21 protein-coding genes are annotated in these 15797 nt (G+C 63.3%); 9 read left to right on the top strand and 12 right to left on the bottom strand.

The annotated features are described in order from the left end of the window. Positions 1-65: 65 nt before the first annotated feature. The 5 genes from IVB12_RS22445 to IVB12_RS22425 form a co-directional block, all read right to left on the bottom strand. Positions 66-674, bottom strand: coding sequence for a hypothetical protein (locus IVB12_RS22445; RefSeq protein WP_247302066.1), 609 nt, complete (start codon positions 672-674; stop codon positions 66-68). Then, positions 671-1519 (bottom strand): ABC transporter permease, encoded by an 849-nt coding sequence (locus tag IVB12_RS22440; RefSeq protein WP_247302063.1) that lies wholly within the window; start codon positions 1517-1519, stop codon positions 671-673. Before IVB12_RS22440 ends, IVB12_RS22445 begins: the two co-directional genes overlap by 4 nt. Beyond that, on the bottom strand, positions 1516-2322 hold the full coding sequence (locus IVB12_RS22435) for an ABC transporter ATP-binding protein (RefSeq protein ID WP_247302050.1): 807 nt from the start codon (positions 2320-2322) through the stop codon (positions 1516-1518). Before IVB12_RS22435 ends, IVB12_RS22440 begins: the two co-directional genes overlap by 4 nt. Next, positions 2319-3278 (bottom strand): YVTN family beta-propeller repeat protein, encoded by a 960-nt coding sequence (locus IVB12_RS22430; protein WP_247302049.1) that lies wholly within the window; start codon positions 3276-3278, stop codon positions 2319-2321. Before IVB12_RS22430 ends, IVB12_RS22435 begins: the two co-directional genes overlap by 4 nt. Positions 3279-3510: 232 nt before the next feature. Continuing rightward, on the bottom strand, positions 3511-4692 hold the full coding sequence (locus tag IVB12_RS22425; RefSeq protein WP_247302047.1) for an ABC transporter substrate-binding protein: 1182 nt from the start codon (positions 4690-4692) through the stop codon (positions 3511-3513). Positions 4693-4751: 59 nt separating this feature from the next. On the opposite strand from IVB12_RS22425, the gene IVB12_RS22420 reads away from it, so the two are divergent. Next, positions 4752-5324 carry a DUF3280 domain-containing protein gene (locus IVB12_RS22420; RefSeq protein WP_247302045.1) on the top strand — a complete coding sequence of 191 codons (573 nt, stop codon included), beginning with the start codon at positions 4752-4754 and terminating at the stop codon, positions 5322-5324. Between the two features lie 49 nt (positions 5325-5373). Here IVB12_RS22420 and fghA read toward each other — a convergent pair whose 3' ends face one another. Both fghA and IVB12_RS22410 read right to left on the bottom strand, forming a co-directional pair. Beyond that, entirely contained in the window at positions 5374-6219 is an 846-nt protein-coding gene (fghA, locus tag IVB12_RS22415) for an S-formylglutathione hydrolase (protein WP_247302043.1), read from the bottom strand. A gap of 70 nt (positions 6220-6289) precedes the next feature. After that, positions 6290-6910, bottom strand: a complete 621-nt coding sequence (locus tag IVB12_RS22410; RefSeq protein ID WP_157326983.1) for a response regulator transcription factor — start codon at positions 6908-6910, stop codon at positions 6290-6292. A gap of 210 nt (positions 6911-7120) precedes the next feature. Between IVB12_RS22410 and IVB12_RS22405 the strand changes: the two genes are divergently transcribed. The 3 genes from IVB12_RS22405 (at position 7121) to IVB12_RS22395 (ending at position 11520) form a co-directional block, all read left to right on the top strand. Continuing rightward, positions 7121-8479 carry a histidine kinase gene (locus tag IVB12_RS22405; protein ID WP_247302042.1) on the top strand — a complete coding sequence of 453 codons (1359 nt, stop codon included), beginning with the start codon at positions 7121-7123 and terminating at the stop codon, positions 8477-8479. A gap of 166 nt (positions 8480-8645) precedes the next feature. Next, entirely contained in the window at positions 8646-11114 is a 2469-nt protein-coding gene (locus IVB12_RS22400) for a TonB-dependent receptor (RefSeq protein ID WP_247302039.1), read from the top strand. Positions 11115-11307: 193 nt separating this feature from the next. Then, a complete protein-coding gene (locus tag IVB12_RS22395; protein ID WP_247302037.1) occupies positions 11308-11520 on the top strand; it encodes a hypothetical protein in 213 nt (70 codons plus the stop codon). A gap of 221 nt (positions 11521-11741) precedes the next feature. Here the strand turns inward: IVB12_RS22395 and IVB12_RS22390 are convergent, their stop codons facing one another. Then, positions 11742-11978 carry a transcriptional regulator gene (locus tag IVB12_RS22390; protein WP_247302033.1) on the bottom strand — a complete coding sequence of 79 codons (237 nt, stop codon included), beginning with the start codon at positions 11976-11978 and terminating at the stop codon, positions 11742-11744. Positions 11979-12075: 97 nt separating this feature from the next. After that, positions 12076-12285: a cold-shock protein gene (locus IVB12_RS22385; RefSeq protein ID WP_247302031.1), complete on the bottom strand. Its 210-nt coding sequence runs from the start codon at positions 12283-12285 to the stop codon at positions 12076-12078. Positions 12286-12535: 250 nt separating this feature from the next. Here IVB12_RS22385 and IVB12_RS22380 point away from each other — a divergent pair, with 250 nt between their 5' ends. After that, on the top strand, positions 12536-12718 hold the full coding sequence (locus tag IVB12_RS22380) for a hypothetical protein (protein WP_247302027.1): 183 nt from the start codon (positions 12536-12538) through the stop codon (positions 12716-12718). Between the two features lie 4 nt (positions 12719-12722). Further along, a complete protein-coding gene (gene rpsU, locus IVB12_RS22375; RefSeq protein ID WP_247280516.1) occupies positions 12723-12998 on the top strand; it encodes a 30S ribosomal protein S21 in 276 nt (91 codons plus the stop codon). 109 nt (positions 12999-13107) lie between these two features. Here rpsU and IVB12_RS22370 read toward each other — a convergent pair whose 3' ends face one another. From IVB12_RS22370 to IVB12_RS22360, 3 genes are read right to left on the bottom strand one after another with little or no spacing between them, the layout of a single operon-like run. Continuing rightward, the gene (locus tag IVB12_RS22370) at positions 13108-13386 is read right to left on the bottom strand and encodes a DUF1488 domain-containing protein (RefSeq protein ID WP_247302023.1); all 279 of its coding nucleotides are present in this window, start codon (positions 13384-13386) and stop codon (positions 13108-13110) included. A gap of 58 nt (positions 13387-13444) precedes the next feature. Then, complete coding sequence (locus IVB12_RS22365; RefSeq protein WP_247302020.1) at positions 13445-13741, bottom strand: hypothetical protein; 297 nt, start codon at positions 13739-13741, stop codon at positions 13445-13447. Beyond that, positions 13734-14000 carry a hypothetical protein gene (locus IVB12_RS22360; RefSeq protein WP_247280519.1) on the bottom strand — a complete coding sequence of 89 codons (267 nt, stop codon included), beginning with the start codon at positions 13998-14000 and terminating at the stop codon, positions 13734-13736. Before IVB12_RS22360 ends, IVB12_RS22365 begins: the two co-directional genes overlap by 8 nt. A gap of 352 nt (positions 14001-14352) precedes the next feature. On the opposite strand from IVB12_RS22360, the gene IVB12_RS22355 reads away from it, so the two are divergent. The 3 genes from IVB12_RS22355 (at position 14353) to IVB12_RS22345 (ending at position 15657) form a co-directional block, all read left to right on the top strand. Next, positions 14353-14697 (top strand): hypothetical protein, encoded by a 345-nt coding sequence (locus IVB12_RS22355; RefSeq protein ID WP_247302018.1) that lies wholly within the window; start codon positions 14353-14355, stop codon positions 14695-14697. Between the two features lie 316 nt (positions 14698-15013). After that, positions 15014-15181: a hypothetical protein gene (locus tag IVB12_RS22350; protein WP_247302016.1), complete on the top strand. Its 168-nt coding sequence runs from the start codon at positions 15014-15016 to the stop codon at positions 15179-15181. 62 nt (positions 15182-15243) lie between these two features. After that, positions 15244-15657, top strand: coding sequence for a hypothetical protein (locus IVB12_RS22345; RefSeq protein ID WP_247302014.1), 414 nt, complete (start codon positions 15244-15246; stop codon positions 15655-15657). The last annotated feature ends 140 nt before the right edge of the window (positions 15658-15797 follow it).

Raw genomic sequence — 15797 nt, 5'->3', positions numbered from 1 at the left:
CGCCGGAAGGTTAACGATCGCGGCGATGTCGCGGGAACTTTCGTGAGCTGTCAGCGAGCCTGACGCTATTCCATTTCCTGCTGGATCACGCGCCCGAGCGCGAACAGGCGCTGGTCGATCATGGTCGGAACCTCGCAGACAAATCGCACCACTTTGTGACGATCCTCGAAGATCCGGGTCTTCCAGATCAGTTCGTTGCTGAGCGCCTCGATTTTGGCATCGTCGCGGGGCGTTACGCCCTGGAGCGCCTGGAGCGCCAGCGTTTCCTCGCGGATCTTGTCGGCGGCCTCGCGCTGCTTGCGGCTGACGCGTTCGAGGCCGTTCATAACCTGGGAGCGCTGGGCGTTAAGCGTGTCGAACAGGCCGGCGAACAGCAGCTTGGCGTTCGCCGTCTTGTCCGACGCGGAGGCGGCCAGAAACTCCTTCACCAACTTCTCGGCCTCGTCGAGCGGCGTCTTGCGCGCCGACAGCTTTGCGACGAGCGCGCTGATCTTGGCATCGTCCTTCCATTTGTTCTGCACGTCGTCGAGCGGCGGGCCGGCCCAGACGGCCGCGAGCGAAATCTCCGGCACCTTGGCTTGGGTGCAGGGCCAGTCGGGATAGTGCGGATCGGCCGCGCGCGCGGCCATGCCGGACAGCACAATTGCCATGACAGCCAGGACCAGAACCCTCATCCTTCGCCTCCCGCAGGCCCGCGTCGCGCCAGCCCGCGCGACGGATCATAGGCGAAAATCGCACCGATCATGAACACGATTGTGCAGATTGCGACCACCGCCAGCGAGATCCAGTTGAGCTGCCCGTATAGCGCAAATCGTATCAGCTCGACCGCATGAGTGAACGGATTGGCCTCGCAGAGGTAATACAGATAAGGGCTGCCCTCCTGGACCCGCCAGAGCGGGTAGAGCGCGGAGGAGGCGAAGAACATCGGGAAGATAACAAAATTCATCACGCCGGCGAAGTTTTCCAGCTGCTTGATGCCGGAGGAGATCAGCATGCCTAGTGAGCCCAGCATCAGGCCGGACAGGATCAGGGCCGGCAGCACGGTGAGATAGCCCGAGGATGGCGGCGTGATGTCCCAAAACCAGGCGATCAAGAGGAACGCATAGACCTGGAGCAGCGACACCGCGGTGCCTGCCAGCAGCTTGCAGAACAAGAGGAAGCCGCGCGGCAGTGGACTGACCAGCAGCGTGCGCATGTTGCCCATCTCGCGGTCATAGACCATCGACAGCGAGGACTGCATGCCGTTGAAGAGCTGAATCATCGCCATCAAGCCGGGCGCGATATAGACCTCGTAGAGGATGTAGGTCTCGTAGGGCGGGATGATGGAGATGCCGAGCACCTGACGGAAGCCGGCAGCGAAGATGAACAGCCACACCAATGGCCGCACCAGCGCCGAGACGAAGCGCTCGCGCTGATGCAGGAAGCGCAGGCCTTCGCGCCAGACGATGCCGGAGAGGCAGGTCATGTACTCCGCGAACGAGAAGCCGCGCGGCGCCTCGCGGGTTGTGATGCTGCTCATGCGATGCCTCCCGGCATCGCTTGCGCACCGGTCAGGCGCATGAAGGCGGTGTTGACGTCCTGCGCACCGACTTCCGTGAGGACGCGGCTCATCGGCCCCTGCGCCAGCACCTTGCCCTGGTGCAGCACCACGAGATCGTCATTGGGCATGACCTCGTCGAACAGATGCGTCGCCCAGAGCACGCCGATGCCTTGCTCGGTCACGAGCTGGCGGACATGGCCGATGATGTCGGCGCGCGCCTTAACATCGAGCCCGACGGTCGGCTCGTCCAGCAACAGCAGCCGCGGCCGGTGCAGCAGTGCCCGTGCGATCTCTAGTCGCCGCATCTGCCCGCCCGAGAGATCGCGCACCTTGCTGCCGGCGCGCTCGGAGAGCCCGATGCGTCCGAGCAGCTCGGCGCTACGTGAAGCCGCCTCACGCCGGCTGATGCCGTGAAGCGCGGCGTGATAGAGCAGGTTCTGCGTCAGCGAAAGGTCGAGATCGAGCGTACGCGGCTGGAACACGACACCAAGCAGCCGCAGCGCCTCGCCTGGAGTTTTGCTGATGTCGTGACCGAAGATGGCGACACGGCCAGCCTGGATGCCGAACAGGCGCGTGATCAGCGAGAACAGCGTGCTCTTGCCGGCACCGTTGAGGCCGAGCAGCGCGGTGAAGCTCGCGGGCTGCACGTTGAAGGAGACGTCGGTCAGTGCCCGCCGTGGCCCGTAAGAATGACTGACGCCGTCGATCGATAGCGCCGGCACTGCGGCCAATTCCAGCCTCGGCGTCTCACGCGGTTCGGCGATGGGGGCAGGGCTGGTCATGGCGCGATCGTGATGCCCCAGGGCAGTTCGCCCACCTGAATGGTCTTGATCACCTTTTGCGCGGCGACGTCGATGACGGAGACGTCATTCGACACGCCGTTGGTGGTGAGCAGGTATTTTTCATCCGGCGTGAACGCCATGTGCCAGACCCGCTGCCCCACCAGCAAATATTTCAGCACCTTGCGGGTCGCGACGTCGACCACGGCGATGCGGTTGGCGGGGCCGAGCGCGATGAAGGCGGTCTTGTCGTCCTTGGTCATGCCGATGCCGACCGGCTGGATCGCCTCTTTCCGCAAGCCCGGGATGTCGAAGGTGACCTTGCCGATCACCTCATGCTTGTTGGGATCGATGATCGAGACGGTGCCGCCGATCTCGGAGGAGACCCACACTTCCGAGCTGTCATGCTTGAATTCGGCAAAGCGCGGCCGCGCGTCGACCAGCACGTTGGCGATGATCTGGCGCGACGATGTGTCGATGAAATGCGCCATGTTGGTCGTCTCGGACGTGTTGATCAGCGTCTTGCCATCGGGGCTGATGGTCATGCCCTCGGGCTCGACGCCGACCTGGATGTCGCCGAGCCGGGCGCGCTTCTCGAGGTCGATCACGGTCACAGTGTTGTCGTTCTCGTTGGCGACGTAGAGGATTTTCCCCGCGGCATCCTGAGCGAACAATTCCGGGTCGGGCCCAGAGGGCAAGCTGTCCACCACGCCTTGCGTCTTGGCGTCGATCACCTGGATGGTGTCGTCGTCGCCGACCGCGACCATCACGAACTTGCCGTCACGGGTGAAATCGATACCGCGCGGACGCTGGCCGACTTTGATGGTCTTGGTCACGGTCCAACTGTCGGTGTCGATCACAGACACCGTGTTGCTTTTCTCGTTCGAGACATAAGCGATGAATGCATGCGCGGGTGCGGTGGCAAGCGCTAGTCCGGCAAACAGCGAGAGGGGCAACATCAGCGTATGCAAGCGTCGTTGCTCTTCGATGCGCTGAGGTTGTGCGCGGGCTGCCTTCACCTCCCCCGCTTGCGGGGGAGGTCGTATCGCATCGACAGATGCGATGCGGGAGAGGGCTCGCTCCTCTTGGGGAGTCTTCCTTACTGAGACACCCTCTCCCCAACCCTCCCCCGCAAGCGGCGGAGGGGGCGCAGCGTCGTCGCGGTGGATGCTCGAACTCATCTCAAATTGCTCATTTCAGCTTGCATTTGCTCTCCGGACGGTCGTAGCCGAGCGTGTCGAGTTCGGAGACCTGGTGCAGGAATCCCTCCTGCGGCGAGACTGACACCACCATGCGGCCGTCGACCAGCAGGATCGGCTGGCGAAGCTGGAGATTCCAGTCGCGCAGGGTAAGCCGCGTCCCCTTGAAGGCGGCGACCGAGAAATCCGGGCCCTTGATGAAATCGGCGATTTTCTTGACCTCGCCGGAATTGGTGCGTGAGGTGGCTTCGCCGATCATGCGCACCGCGGTCCAGGCCTGCATGTCGAGCGCGGTCATGCGCCGCGAGTTCAGCTTGACGAAGCGGTTCTGCATCTGGATTGCGCCCCATTGATCCTGCGCCGCGTCCCAGCTGCGCGGCACGAGACCGGCCGAGCCCGCGACGGGCCGCGGATCCCAGGTGCGATAGGGCAGGTACGCGCCGAACACCTCGCTCTCGTCGGCGACAACAAGCACGTCATAGGTCGGCGCCTGTTGCGTGAACACCGGCATCTGGCGCTGGATCAGCGTCACGCCGGAGTCGGTCCGGCGTGCGCCGCCTTTGTCTTCAAACGTGCGCTCCTGCACGATCTTGGCGCCGAACCGGGTCGCGGTGCGACGCAGTGCGTCGGCGAATAGCTTGTCCTCGTCATGCGAGCCGACCACGAGCAGCCAGCGCTTCCACTGCTTCCACACCAGGTACTGACCGAGCGCATCCGCCAGCATGGCGCGCGTCGGCGCGGTGTGGACGACGTTGGCGCGGCAATCGGCCTCGCGCAGCCGCTCGTCGACTGCGCCGACGTTGAACAGCAGCGTGCCCCGCGCGCGCAGGGCGTCCGAGACTTTCAGCAGCATATCGGCCGGCAGGTCGGCGATGATGAAACCGTTCTTGTCGGCGAGCGCGGTAGCGGCCTGCACCGGATCCTCACCTTCCTTGATGCGGCGCTCCTCCAGCATAAAACGCTGGTTGAGAAATTTCCCGGTGGTGTTGTTGTCCTCGATGGCGAGGCGGGCGCCGGCGACGCCGTCATTCTCCGCGGGCTGCTCGACCAGCGACAGTGTCGATCTGGTGCCGGCGACGCCGAGATAGCCGACGCCGATCGTAACAGGGTCAGCGGCGAGCGCACTCGTCGCGGCGACACCCAAGCCGATCAGGCCGACCAACCATCGGATCATGTTTCCTCCGGACGATCTCTCCGGCTTGACCGCCGGTGGAGAATTGTCTCTGCTAAAGCATGACCGATTTGTCAGGGCATGCAACCCCGCATTTCGTCCTCGCACGCGCGGGGACTGGAATCACGATCCTGCGAGCGCTGCTATGTCTCGCTGCATTGTTGTTGATGGGGTCGGTCGCGCTTGCCGACCCGCCGAAACTGGCGGTGTTCGATTTCGAGCTGATCGACACCAGCCTGCCTGGCGAGTTCTACGGCTCGCGGCTTGAAGAGGCGCGGCTGGAGCGCATCAGCGAGCAGCTGCGCAAGGAACTGGCTGACTCAGGCAAGTTCCAGCTGCTCGACATCGGGCCAATCAGGGATGCCGCCCGTCACGCGAACTTGCAGGCCTGCGGCGGCTGCGACCTCAAGCTCGCCGGCCAGCTCGGTGCCGATCTCGAGATCACCGGCCTGGTGCAGAAGGTCTCGAACCTGATCATCAACCTGAACATCTATCTGCGCGACGTGAAGACCGGCAACATGGTCACGGTTGCCAGCGCCGACATGCGCGGCAACAGCGACGAAGCGTGGACGCGCACGATGAGCTATCTGATCCGCAACCGCCTGCTGGCGCCGAATTACGGCAAGCCGGAGTAAGGGCTCTTACCCTCCCCTCCAGGGCCCCTCCAGGGGAGGGTAAGAAGGATCACGCCGTCAATCTCTCCGCGTGCCAGTGCAGATGATCGCTCATGAAGGTCGAGATGAAATAATAGCTGTGGTCGTAGCCCGCCTGACGCCGCAGCGTCAGCGGGATGCTCGCCTTGGTGCAGGCGGCTTCGAGCAGTTCCGGCTTGAGCTGCTCTTTCAGGAAATTGTCGGCTTCCCCGATATCGACCAGGAAGCCAGAAAACTTGGCGCCGTCCTCGATCAGCGCCACCGTGTCGTGGCTGCGCCAGGCGTCCTTGTTCGGCCCGAGATAACCGGTCAACGCCTTGATGCCCCAGGGCACGAGCGAGGGCGCCACGATCGGGGCGAAAGCGCTTGCCGCGCGAAATCGGTGCGGATTGCGCAAGGCTACCGTCAGCGCACCGTGGCCGCCCATCGAATGGCCCATCACCGACTGCCGCTTGGCGTCGACCGGAAAATTCGCCGCCACCAGATTCGGCAGCTCGTCCGTCACGTAGCTCCACATGCGATAGTTGCGGGAGAACGGCTCTTGCGTCGCGTCGACGTAGAAGCCGGCGCCCAGGCCGAAATCATAGGCGTTGTTGGCATCACCCGGCACGTCGGGCCCGCGCGGGCTGGTATCGGGCGCGACGAAGATCAGGCCGAGCTCGGCGCAGGCTTTGCGGAATTCGCCCTTTTCGGTGACATTGGCATGCGTGCAGGTGAGCCCGGAAAGATACCAGACCACGGGCAGCTTGGCGCCGTCCGCATGCGGCGGAATATAGACCGAGAACGTCATGTCCGTTCCGGTCGTCTGGCTCGCGTGGCGATAGACACCCTGGACGCCGCCATAGGATTTGTTGGTCGAGACAGTCTGAATCGTCATGCCCAAAGCTCCGTGGCATCTCGCCACATCAAGATTTGCAACGCTTGTGTGACCGAAATTTGTGGCGATGTCAGGCAACGCCGCTGTCGATCGCCAGCCGCACCAGCTCGACCGAGGTCTTCACGCCCAGCTTCTGGCGCATAATCGAGGACGTGTTGGCCACCGTCTTGTAGGACGATTGCACCAGCCAGGCGATCTCGGACAGACTTTTTCCGGCGCTGAGCAGCCGCAGGATTTCCATCTCGCGTGCGTTCAGCTTCGACAGCGGGCTTTGCGCCAGCGCCGGTCCCGCAAAGGCAATGCTGCGCGCGATCGCGCTCGGGAGGTACGTGCCGCCGCCGCCGACGGCGCGGATCGCCTCGACGAGGTCGTCGGGGTCGCCGGTCTTGGAGACGTAGCCCTTGGCGCCGCATTCGATCGCCCGCGCGGCAAAGGCGGGATCGTCGTTCATGCTGAACATGATGATGCGGGCCTCGGGCGCGCGCTCGAGGATGCGGCGCGCGAGCTCGAAGCCGGAGACGGTCGGCAGGTTGATGTCGATGATGCAGAGGTCGGGGCGTTCGACGATGAACACGCACTCGCCGTCTTCCGCGTCGGCAGCCTCCAAAATCTCGATCTCGCCCTCGTCGGCCAGCACGGCACGGCAGCCGGAGGCGACGATGGGATGATCGTCGACGATCAGAATGCGCATAGGCGTTCCCCGCGACAGCGCGTTCTCCCTGATAGAAACTGCCTGTTCTGCGCCGCATGAGGCCGACCAGGCAAGACGCGCGCGTCTCATGTCGCCTCATGCAACCCGGCCGGGATTGCTGTACGCTTCCGATTAGATATCCGCCGCTTCGCCTCTGTCAACGTCATCGGAGAGGCGGGGCAGAACCTTCGCGGGGCACGAGCGATACCAATGTGGCAAAATCTTTCCTTGCGCGGGCGCATCAACCTGTTGCTGGCGCTGCTGCTGGCGCTGGGGTTGGCCGTCAATATCGGCCGTCAAGTCGCGGAGGCGGGGCCGCGCGTGCAGGCCGAGGACCAGAGCGTGATCCGGCTCGCACGCGAGTTCATCGAGATGATTGTGGCGGACCTGAACGAGGCGCCCGATCCGGACGCCCGGCTGAAACAGATTGCGCGCGATCTCAGTCGTCTGCGCCATGTCAGCATCGCGCTCCATGACGCCGGCGGAAATCCGCTGACGCCGCCCCGGGCCGATGCCGACGCCGATACGCGCGGACCGCCGGCTTGGTTCGTCAGCCTGGTTCATCCCGAGCAGACCGCGGTCAGCGTGCCCGTCTCGATCCATGGCAAGCCCGGCTCGCTCGTGATCACCTCGCATCCGAACGACGAGATTGCCGAGATCTGGGACAGCATCGTGACCCAGCTCGAGGTCGGCTCGGTCATCGCGGTGGTGCTGTTCCTGGTGATGATGAATGTGGTCGGCCGGGCTCTGGCGCCGCTCCAGACGTTGGCCGAGACAATGGCCGAGATCGAGGGAGGGCATTATGACGCGCGGGTCACCCCAGGCGGTGCGCCCGAACTCGCCGCGATCTGCGGCAAGCTCAATCATCTCGCAGCAGCGCTGGGTGAGGCGGTCGAGGACAAGCGGCGCCTTGCCGAGCGTGCGGTGTCGCTCCAGGACGTCGAGCGCAAGGAGATCGCGCGCGAGCTGCATGACGAGTTCGGACCGTATCTGTTCTCGCTGCGCGCGCATGCCAGCGCGCTGGCGAAGCTGGCGGACGGGCGGGCGCCGAGTGCGGAGGCGGTGCGAAAGCACGGCAGCGCCTTGCTGGAGCAGATCAACGCGCTCCAGCAGTTCACCCGCCGCGTGCTGGAGCGCCTCCGGCCCGTCGGCCTCGCCGAGCTTGGCCTGCGCCAGGCGCTCGAATCGCTATCGCGGCTATGGCGGGAGTCGCATCCCGAGGTCAGCATCGAGACCTCGATCTCGCCGGCGTTGGGCGCGACGGGCGAGACTGCCGACCTCACCATCTACCGCATCGTGCAAGAGGCGCTCACCAACGTGTTCCGCCATGCCGGCGCGACCGCGGTCAACGTCATCATCGAGCCGGCCGGGCAGCACGGGCGCGACGGCCGCGTCTGCGCCCGGGTACGGGTCAGCGACAATGGCCACGGCATGGAGCCGGGTCAGAAGCTCGGCTTCGGTCTCGTCGGCATGCGCGAGCGGATCCTGGCGCTGGGCGGCACCCTCAATGTCGTCTCTGGCGAGAACGGTTTGACCGTGGAGGCGCTGGTTCCGACGGCGGCGGCCTGATCGCGCCCGAAAAACGATCGGGAAAAATTCCCGATTTCATCGGGAAAACGAGAGCGGATATCGTCCGATCTTTTGTGGCTGGCGCACTCATTGCGGCCGAATACACTCATCTCGACCGAACGGCGGAAAATCACAACAGCCGGTCGTCACGGATGGGAAGGCGGGGATGGGCAAGGGTCTCTGGTTCAAGCGTCGTTTATTGATGGCGTCGATCTCGACGGGGCTGGTGTCCGGGTTGTTCGCGCACCCTGCCGCGGCCGCGCAGGACGAGGAGACCAACGTTCAGAACCTGCCACCGGTCGAGGTGACCGCGCCACCGTCGGCGACGAGGCGCACGACGCCGTCGCGACCGGTCGCACGCATCGGGACGCCGGGGTCCGCCAGCCCCAGGACGCGCATTTACGTCTATCCGACCGCGCCGGGCACCGGCAGAGGTCTTGATGTCGACAAGGTCCCGTCGGCGATCAACGCTGTTGATGCCAGCCAGATCAAGCGCACCGGCTCGCTGAACGTGACCGACGCACTGCGCGACAACATCGCCGGCGTCAACATCAGCGAAGTCACCGGCAATCCGTTTCAGCCCGACGTCGAATTCCGCGGCTTCGTCGCTTCGCCCGTGACCGGCACGCCGCAAGGCCTTGCGGTGTACCAGAACGGCGTCCGCATCAACGAAGCCTTCTCCGACGCCGTCAATTGGGACCTGATCCCCACCGCCGCGATCAGGTCCGTGACGCTGGTAACCAACAATCCCGCCTTCGGTCTCAATGCGCTGGGCGGTGCCATCAACCTGCAAATGAAGGACGGCTTCACCTATCAGGGTGCGGAGCTCGATGTCATGGGGGGCTCGTTCGGCCGCATCCAGGGCTCGGCGCAATGGGGCAAGCAGGTCGACAAGAATTACGCCGTCTACGGCGCGCTCGAAGGCCTGCACGACAACGGCTTCCGCAACTTCTCCCGATCGGACGTGCGGCGCTTCTACGGCGATGTCGGCTACAAGGCGGGCGACAGCGAATTTCACGCCAACATGGGAGTGGCCAAAAACGATTTCGGCGCCAGCGCCACTGTTCCCGCCGAGCTGCTCGAAAAATATTGGGGCGCGACCTACACCACACCGCAGACCACCTCGAACCGCGTTGGCTATCTCAACTTGACCGGAAAGGTCGATGCGACGCCGACCTGGACGCTCGAAGGCACCGCGCATGTGCGCCGCTACGAGCAGAAGATCGTCGACGGAAACCCGACCGATGCGCAGGAGTGCGGTGCAGATCCGACGCTGCTGTGCTTCGGCGATGACACCACGCCCGCAAACGGCGTGAACGGCGTGCAGCTTGCCAATCCGTTTGCGCCGGGAACGATCCTCGGCGAGATCGACCGGGGCACGATCCGTTCGAGCAGCTTCGGCGTTTCGGGACAGGCCACCAACACCGATCAGCTGTTCGGGCACGACAACCGCTTCGTGATGGGCGCAACCTATGACGCCGGTGTCACGCGCTACAACGCCACCGCCGAGATCGGCTCGATTGCAGAAAATTACGCCGTCAGCGGCGGCGGTGTCTTCCTGGGGCCGACCGGCTTACCAAATCCCGTTGCCGGTCCTGTCTCGCTGCGGACCGTCAACCAATATAACGGCCTTTACGCGATGGACACGTTCAACGTCACGGATGCCTTCGCCATCACCGGCGGCGGTCGCTTCAACGTGGCGCGCATCACGCTGGAAGATCAGCTCGGCACTGCGCTCAACGGCGATCACACCTTCACCCGCTTCAACCCGGTGATCGGCGGCACCTACAAGATCACGCCCGAGCTGACTGCTTATGCCGGCTATTCCGAGGCCAACCGCGTGCCGACGCCGCTCGAGCTCGGCTGCTCCGATCCAGCCCGTCCCTGCCTGATCGCAGCGTTTCTCGTCTCCGATCCGCCGCTGAACCAGGTCGTGTCGAAGACCGTGGAAGCGGGCCTGCGCGGCACCAGGGAGCTGAACATCGGCACGCTCGGATGGAAGATCGGCGGCTTCCGAGCCACCAATCATGACGACATCCTTGCGGTACCCGCCGTCGGGCGCACAGGCTTCGGTTATTTTTCCAATGTCGGCCGGACGCGGCGCCAGGGGCTCGAAGCCGAAGTCAACATCAAGTCTCCGACGCTCCAGGTCCAGGCGAGCTACGCCTTCGTCGACGCGCGCTTCCTTGACCCGCTCGAACTCGGCTCGGAAAGCCCGTTTTCCGATCCGGCCACCGAGACCATCCGGGTCCTGCCCGGCAACCAGATCCCCGCGGTCCCGCGCCATCGCGTCAAGGTCGGCGTCGATTACGCCGTGACCGACGTCTGGAAGGTCGGCGGCAACGCGCTGTTCGTCTCCAGCCAGTATCTGGTCGGCGACGAGTCCAACCAATACGCGAAGCTGCCGTCCTATACGGTCTTTAACCTCCACACTTCCTATCAGGTCGCAAAGAACGTCCAGCTCTACGGCCGCATCGACAACGTCTTCGACAAGCGTTACGCGACCTACGGACAGTTCTTCGACCGCGAGGCCGTGCCCAATTTCACCAATGGCGGCGCAGAATTCACTGACCCGCGCTCGCTCAGCCCGGCAAGGCCGCGGGCGTTCTATGCGGGCATGCGGGTGACGTTCTAGGCGTGCTCGATGCACTGCCTTCCGCTACGGCCTGAGGCGGACTCGCACCGGCACTGCGGCTCTCCGGGAATTGGCGGAGGAATACCGGCGCTGGGCCGACAGCCAAGAGAAGAGAGGCCAAGCTCTGCAGCCTGAAAACGGCGAGCGGACAAACTAAATCGGACGCGTTCCGAGATCGGTGCTAGACACGGGGATGATGAAATTCCTTATGATTGCGCTGGTCACCACAGTTCCGGTCCTCGCTCAAGTCAGCTCCACTCAAAACCCGCCCTTTACCGATCGCGAACAGGTTAAACATGACCGCGCGAAAGCGGCCGAGGCCGAAAAGAGTGCACCCACAACGCGGCCCTGGGATCGTGACGCGGACGGCAAGCGCCCGTGGGATCAAAAGCCCTCGAAGCCCTGACAGAACGATGTCGCGCTCGGCGCCATGCGCTCGAACTCCGTTCGATGCTTCTGGAGATAGCAAGGCCTGCTTCCGCGTGTTAAATGTCGTCGCGAGCCGGCACATCTGCCGATTTGCGCCGGAAGCGAGAAAGAAAGTGATCGTTCTGGCGTGATTCTAGGCACGACCTGCACTTCCGGCATGCGATCGTCTTTAAGTTTCGGCGATGGCGTTGAGGGCGACTATCTTGCCGGCTTCCTCGAACGCTTCTTGGGTGCCGGCAAAGCTATTCGAACAGCTTCATCGGCCGCTTCTTTGGCCTCGCGCACCTCGCGGAGCCGCGCCATGTTCTTGCGAATTTCGATAGCCTGTCTTTCGGCGTCCGCCAATGCGCGCGCTCCCTCTTCGGCGGCCAGCTGCTTACGATTTAGGCGCGCGATGCCTTCGGGTGACAGGTCTGCCGATTTCTTGGCGCTCATTGCTCACCCGGCCTGGCAAACGACAAAACCCGCTCAATCAGAAGATCGAGCGGGCAGGGGGGCCGTTTCAGTACATCCGTGAAACGGCGCCACGATATCAAGCCAGCGAGAGGTTCTCAGCGCTGACTTTGCCTCGCATCTTGTCGGTCTTGACCTCGAAATTGACCTTTTGGCCTTCTCCGAGGCCCGCCAGACCGGCGCGCTCGAGGGCGCTGATGTGAACGAACACATCGTTGCTACCATCGTTCGGCTGAATGAAACCGAAGCCCTTTTGGCCGTTGAACCACTTCACAGTACCTGTCGTCATTTTCTTCTCCAAAGCGCGCGAACGCGTTCCGCGCGACAATCACGCGGTTATCTTCAACTTCGTCGATGTCTTTGGAAAAGGAGCCCGCGGGCGCATTCAACAAGGCACAGCGGCTAATCGAACAAGGTCAATATACATCACATTCGCGATTTCGCAAGGAGCAAGCCAATTTGTTTCTGCGAGGCTCCTCGGGTGTTCCGATCGCAGCACTTCGTGTGTGTCTGCCGGCCTGCAAGCAAGACGTTAGCGATTGACAGCACAGCACGACAGTGGTCACGTTGGTGTCACCAAGCTGCATCGCTGTGACAAGCAGATCGGCTCGTCCGAAGCCGCGACGAATGTCGCCGCCGCTATCCTCAAAAATCGCAATGAAGCTCCTGCGCAATTGGCTGCCCTGCAGGACGTGTCGCATTCGCAGCCCCCGCGAGGATGATCAATTGCACGTACTTGTCAGAGACAACAACGTCGACCAGGCGCTCCGCGTTCTCAAGAAGAAGATGCAACGCGAGGGCGTCTTCCGGGAAATGAAACAGCGGCGTTCCTACGAAAAGCCGTCGGAGCGAAAGACCCGCGAGAAATCCGAGGCCATCCGCCGGGCCCGCAAGCTCGCTCGCAAGCAGGCGATCAGGGAGGGCTTGCTGCCCGCGCCGCCCAAGAAGAAGCCGTTCGAGCGCAAGGCGCCACTGCCGGAGATCAAGGCGCGCGCGGAGTAGAAAGAATCTCGTTCCGGAGATTCCGCAGCAACGGCATGTCCGGTCTCATAACATAATGGCGGCGTCACCTGTGACGTCGCAAGAAGGCCGGTCGCGGTGCTGTCGTTGCTTATGACCTGAAATCGATGCCTCGCAGCACAATGCCTGGCGGCGTGCCCTCGAACTCCGTCGCGCGATATTTGCTCGCCGCGCATGCTTCGATGCGATCCCGCAATCGGCTGAACTGGGCCTCCCGCTGCTCGGGTTTGACTTGCGGGCCGCGCTCGAGGTCGTCCATCGCAGAAGTCGAGATCGCGCAAGGAATCTCCCGGGCACCGTCATGCATCGAGAACCGGACGATCATTCGGTCGTATTCGTGGCTAATAAAGCGGCCGCTGGTCAATGTCATGGCTTGCTCCGTTACCTGATTGCGGCATGTCGAGAATGCGGGGCGGCCGTCGTTCGCCTCAGACCTCGCCCGACAGCCGGGCGAAATCGTCGAACAGTGCTGCCACTAGCGCGCGATGGCGCGTATCCTCGGAAGGCAGACTTGCAGCATAGAGGTTGAGCAGATGGCGCGCCTTCACTGCCGCCTCTGGCCAGGACGCGGCTGGCACCGTCATCATGCGGTTTTCGAGATCGGCTTCACGCTCGCGCAGCTCGCGGAGATGCGCCTCGACGTCAGCCAACGCACGGCGCAGGTCGGTTGCCTTCTGCGCGGCCATGCCGCGATGCTTATCGAGATCGACCGGCCGGTCAGTCATTGGTGATGCTCGCGTCCGCGGCTTGTGCGTTCGCAAGATCGATCGAGCCGATCGACAGCATCTCCGTGGCGCCGCAAGCGCCTTCGGCGGGCACCGTGATCATCGTGGCAATGCGGCGATAGGCCGAGAAGGTCAGGCCCTCGATCGTCTCCTCGTCTGTGACGACCTCATAGGCGCCGGCCGGTAAGGTGCGCTCGATGCCGCGGATGCGGAACGGATGCTTGAACTTGACGGTTTCTCGCCGCGAGCGGATGGTCATGCACGCCTGCCTTTCGCAAGTGAAGCCCCAACCGATGCTGGCTGTCGCGACCATGCGCCCTTCGCATGGCAATAGCCAGCACTATCGTGACCAGCCGGCAAATGAAGATGTCGCGGCGGAGCCGTCGCCCGCGTGGCATTTAACGCTCGCTATTGGCTCGGCGCGGGCGTAGCCTCGCCACCATCACCGCACATCTCAACGGCTTCGACCGGTGACTGAGGGTCACGTGTGCTCCCGCCGAAGGCCTCGCAGGAGCATTCGATGTCGCGCGTTCGCATCTCGGAATGGATCGTGCCGCCGGTGGTCGTTCCGTTGTTTTTGCTGCTTCTCGTATGCGGAGCCGCCGTCCTCAATGGCTAGGACAACCCGCGTGCCATATCTGGTCAGCGGAACCAACGAATACGGCAGCTCCAATTTCGGCCGCGGTAGTGCAACGGTCGCGCTGCGGCTCGCGCGAAAACTGCTGCGCGAAGGCTACATGGACGTCAGGGTCTGCACTCCGCGTGGACGGGTGCTGCAGTCGAACGAACTCGACGAACTCAAACCACCAAAGGAGAGCGACATGGCGAAGGGCCAGCAACGCGGCAATCGCGAAGCCAAGAAGCCGAAGAAGGAAAAGGCCAAGGTGATCGCTGCGGCGCCGAACCGCAAGGAAGCCGCTTGGCAGCCGGATTTCGGGACGGTGAAAAAGAAGTAGCGAGAAACGAGGCGAACGGGCGAGCGCTCGAGGCGCCGCCCGATTGACTCTCCTAATTAACTCGCAACTTCTGATGTCGCCTGTTCGTCCATAGCGGACGGCGCGTCGGCGTTCCATGTCTGCTCTTCCCAAGTGACATCGCTTGATTGGAAATCGAGAGCGGCCGCCGGTTTCGGCCGGACGGCACAAGATCGCCACCCTGAATTCATCGCCGCCGTATTGATGTTTAACCAAGCAGAAACCATCGCGAATGATCCGAAAATTTTAACGAAACTCCCCGGCCGGTTCTGCGTCGTTTCGTCGGAGGGCCCGTCCGATGACAGAGCACCAGTTGCGAGAGCAGGAGTTCCAGATCGCGCGCTATCGGCGCCTGGAGCGGGAAGTGACAGATCCGCTCGCCGCATGTCTGCTTCACAGCATCATCGAGGAGCTCGAGGCCGAGCTGCGGAGGGACCAACCGGATTTGCACGGGCCGCGCGATTAACCCTTTCTTAGCACTAATGCTGCGGACTATCCCCTCGGGAATACCAGGGGGAAATGGCTCCCATGCTGAAGGACGGCACCTACGCGGCTTGGTACAAGACGCCGCTGGACCAGGGCACCGGCATCGTCCATGTCGCAGACGGACAAATCTGGGGCCGCGACAGCCTGATGACGTATCATGGCTCCTGTCACGTCGATGGCGATCGCTTCACCGCTACCGTATCGACCAAGCGCCATACCGACGGCCGTGTAACGGTCTTCGGCAACGACGATGAGCTCACGCTGCACATCGAAGGAAGCTGCCCTGGCAAGATCGCGAGCTACACGGCGACGGCCGTACAAGTCCCGGGAATGATCCTCCAGGGCACGCTCATCCTGACCGAACAGCAGCCACCGGCACCTGAACGAGAACGAGCCGGGCAGATGCCGGAGTTCAATCCCGACAAGCTGCCGAAGTTGCCGAAGCGCTCGCGCTGAGCGCATGCGCCATCGCGACGAAACCGCTCGTCGAAGCCTTGCCACCTAACGCCCTGCAAACTTCAGGAATGGCGACGCAGAATCCCCCGCGCTCACCAACCAGGGGGAGACGTTTCGCGCTGAATGCGGCGACGTCCTGA

This window comes from Bradyrhizobium sp. 179 (assembly GCF_023073535.1).
Lineage (GTDB): Bacteria > Pseudomonadota > Alphaproteobacteria > Rhizobiales > Xanthobacteraceae > Bradyrhizobium.
The sequence above is the reverse complement of the archived record's forward strand: the minus strand, read 5'-3'. Positions and strand labels throughout refer to the sequence as shown.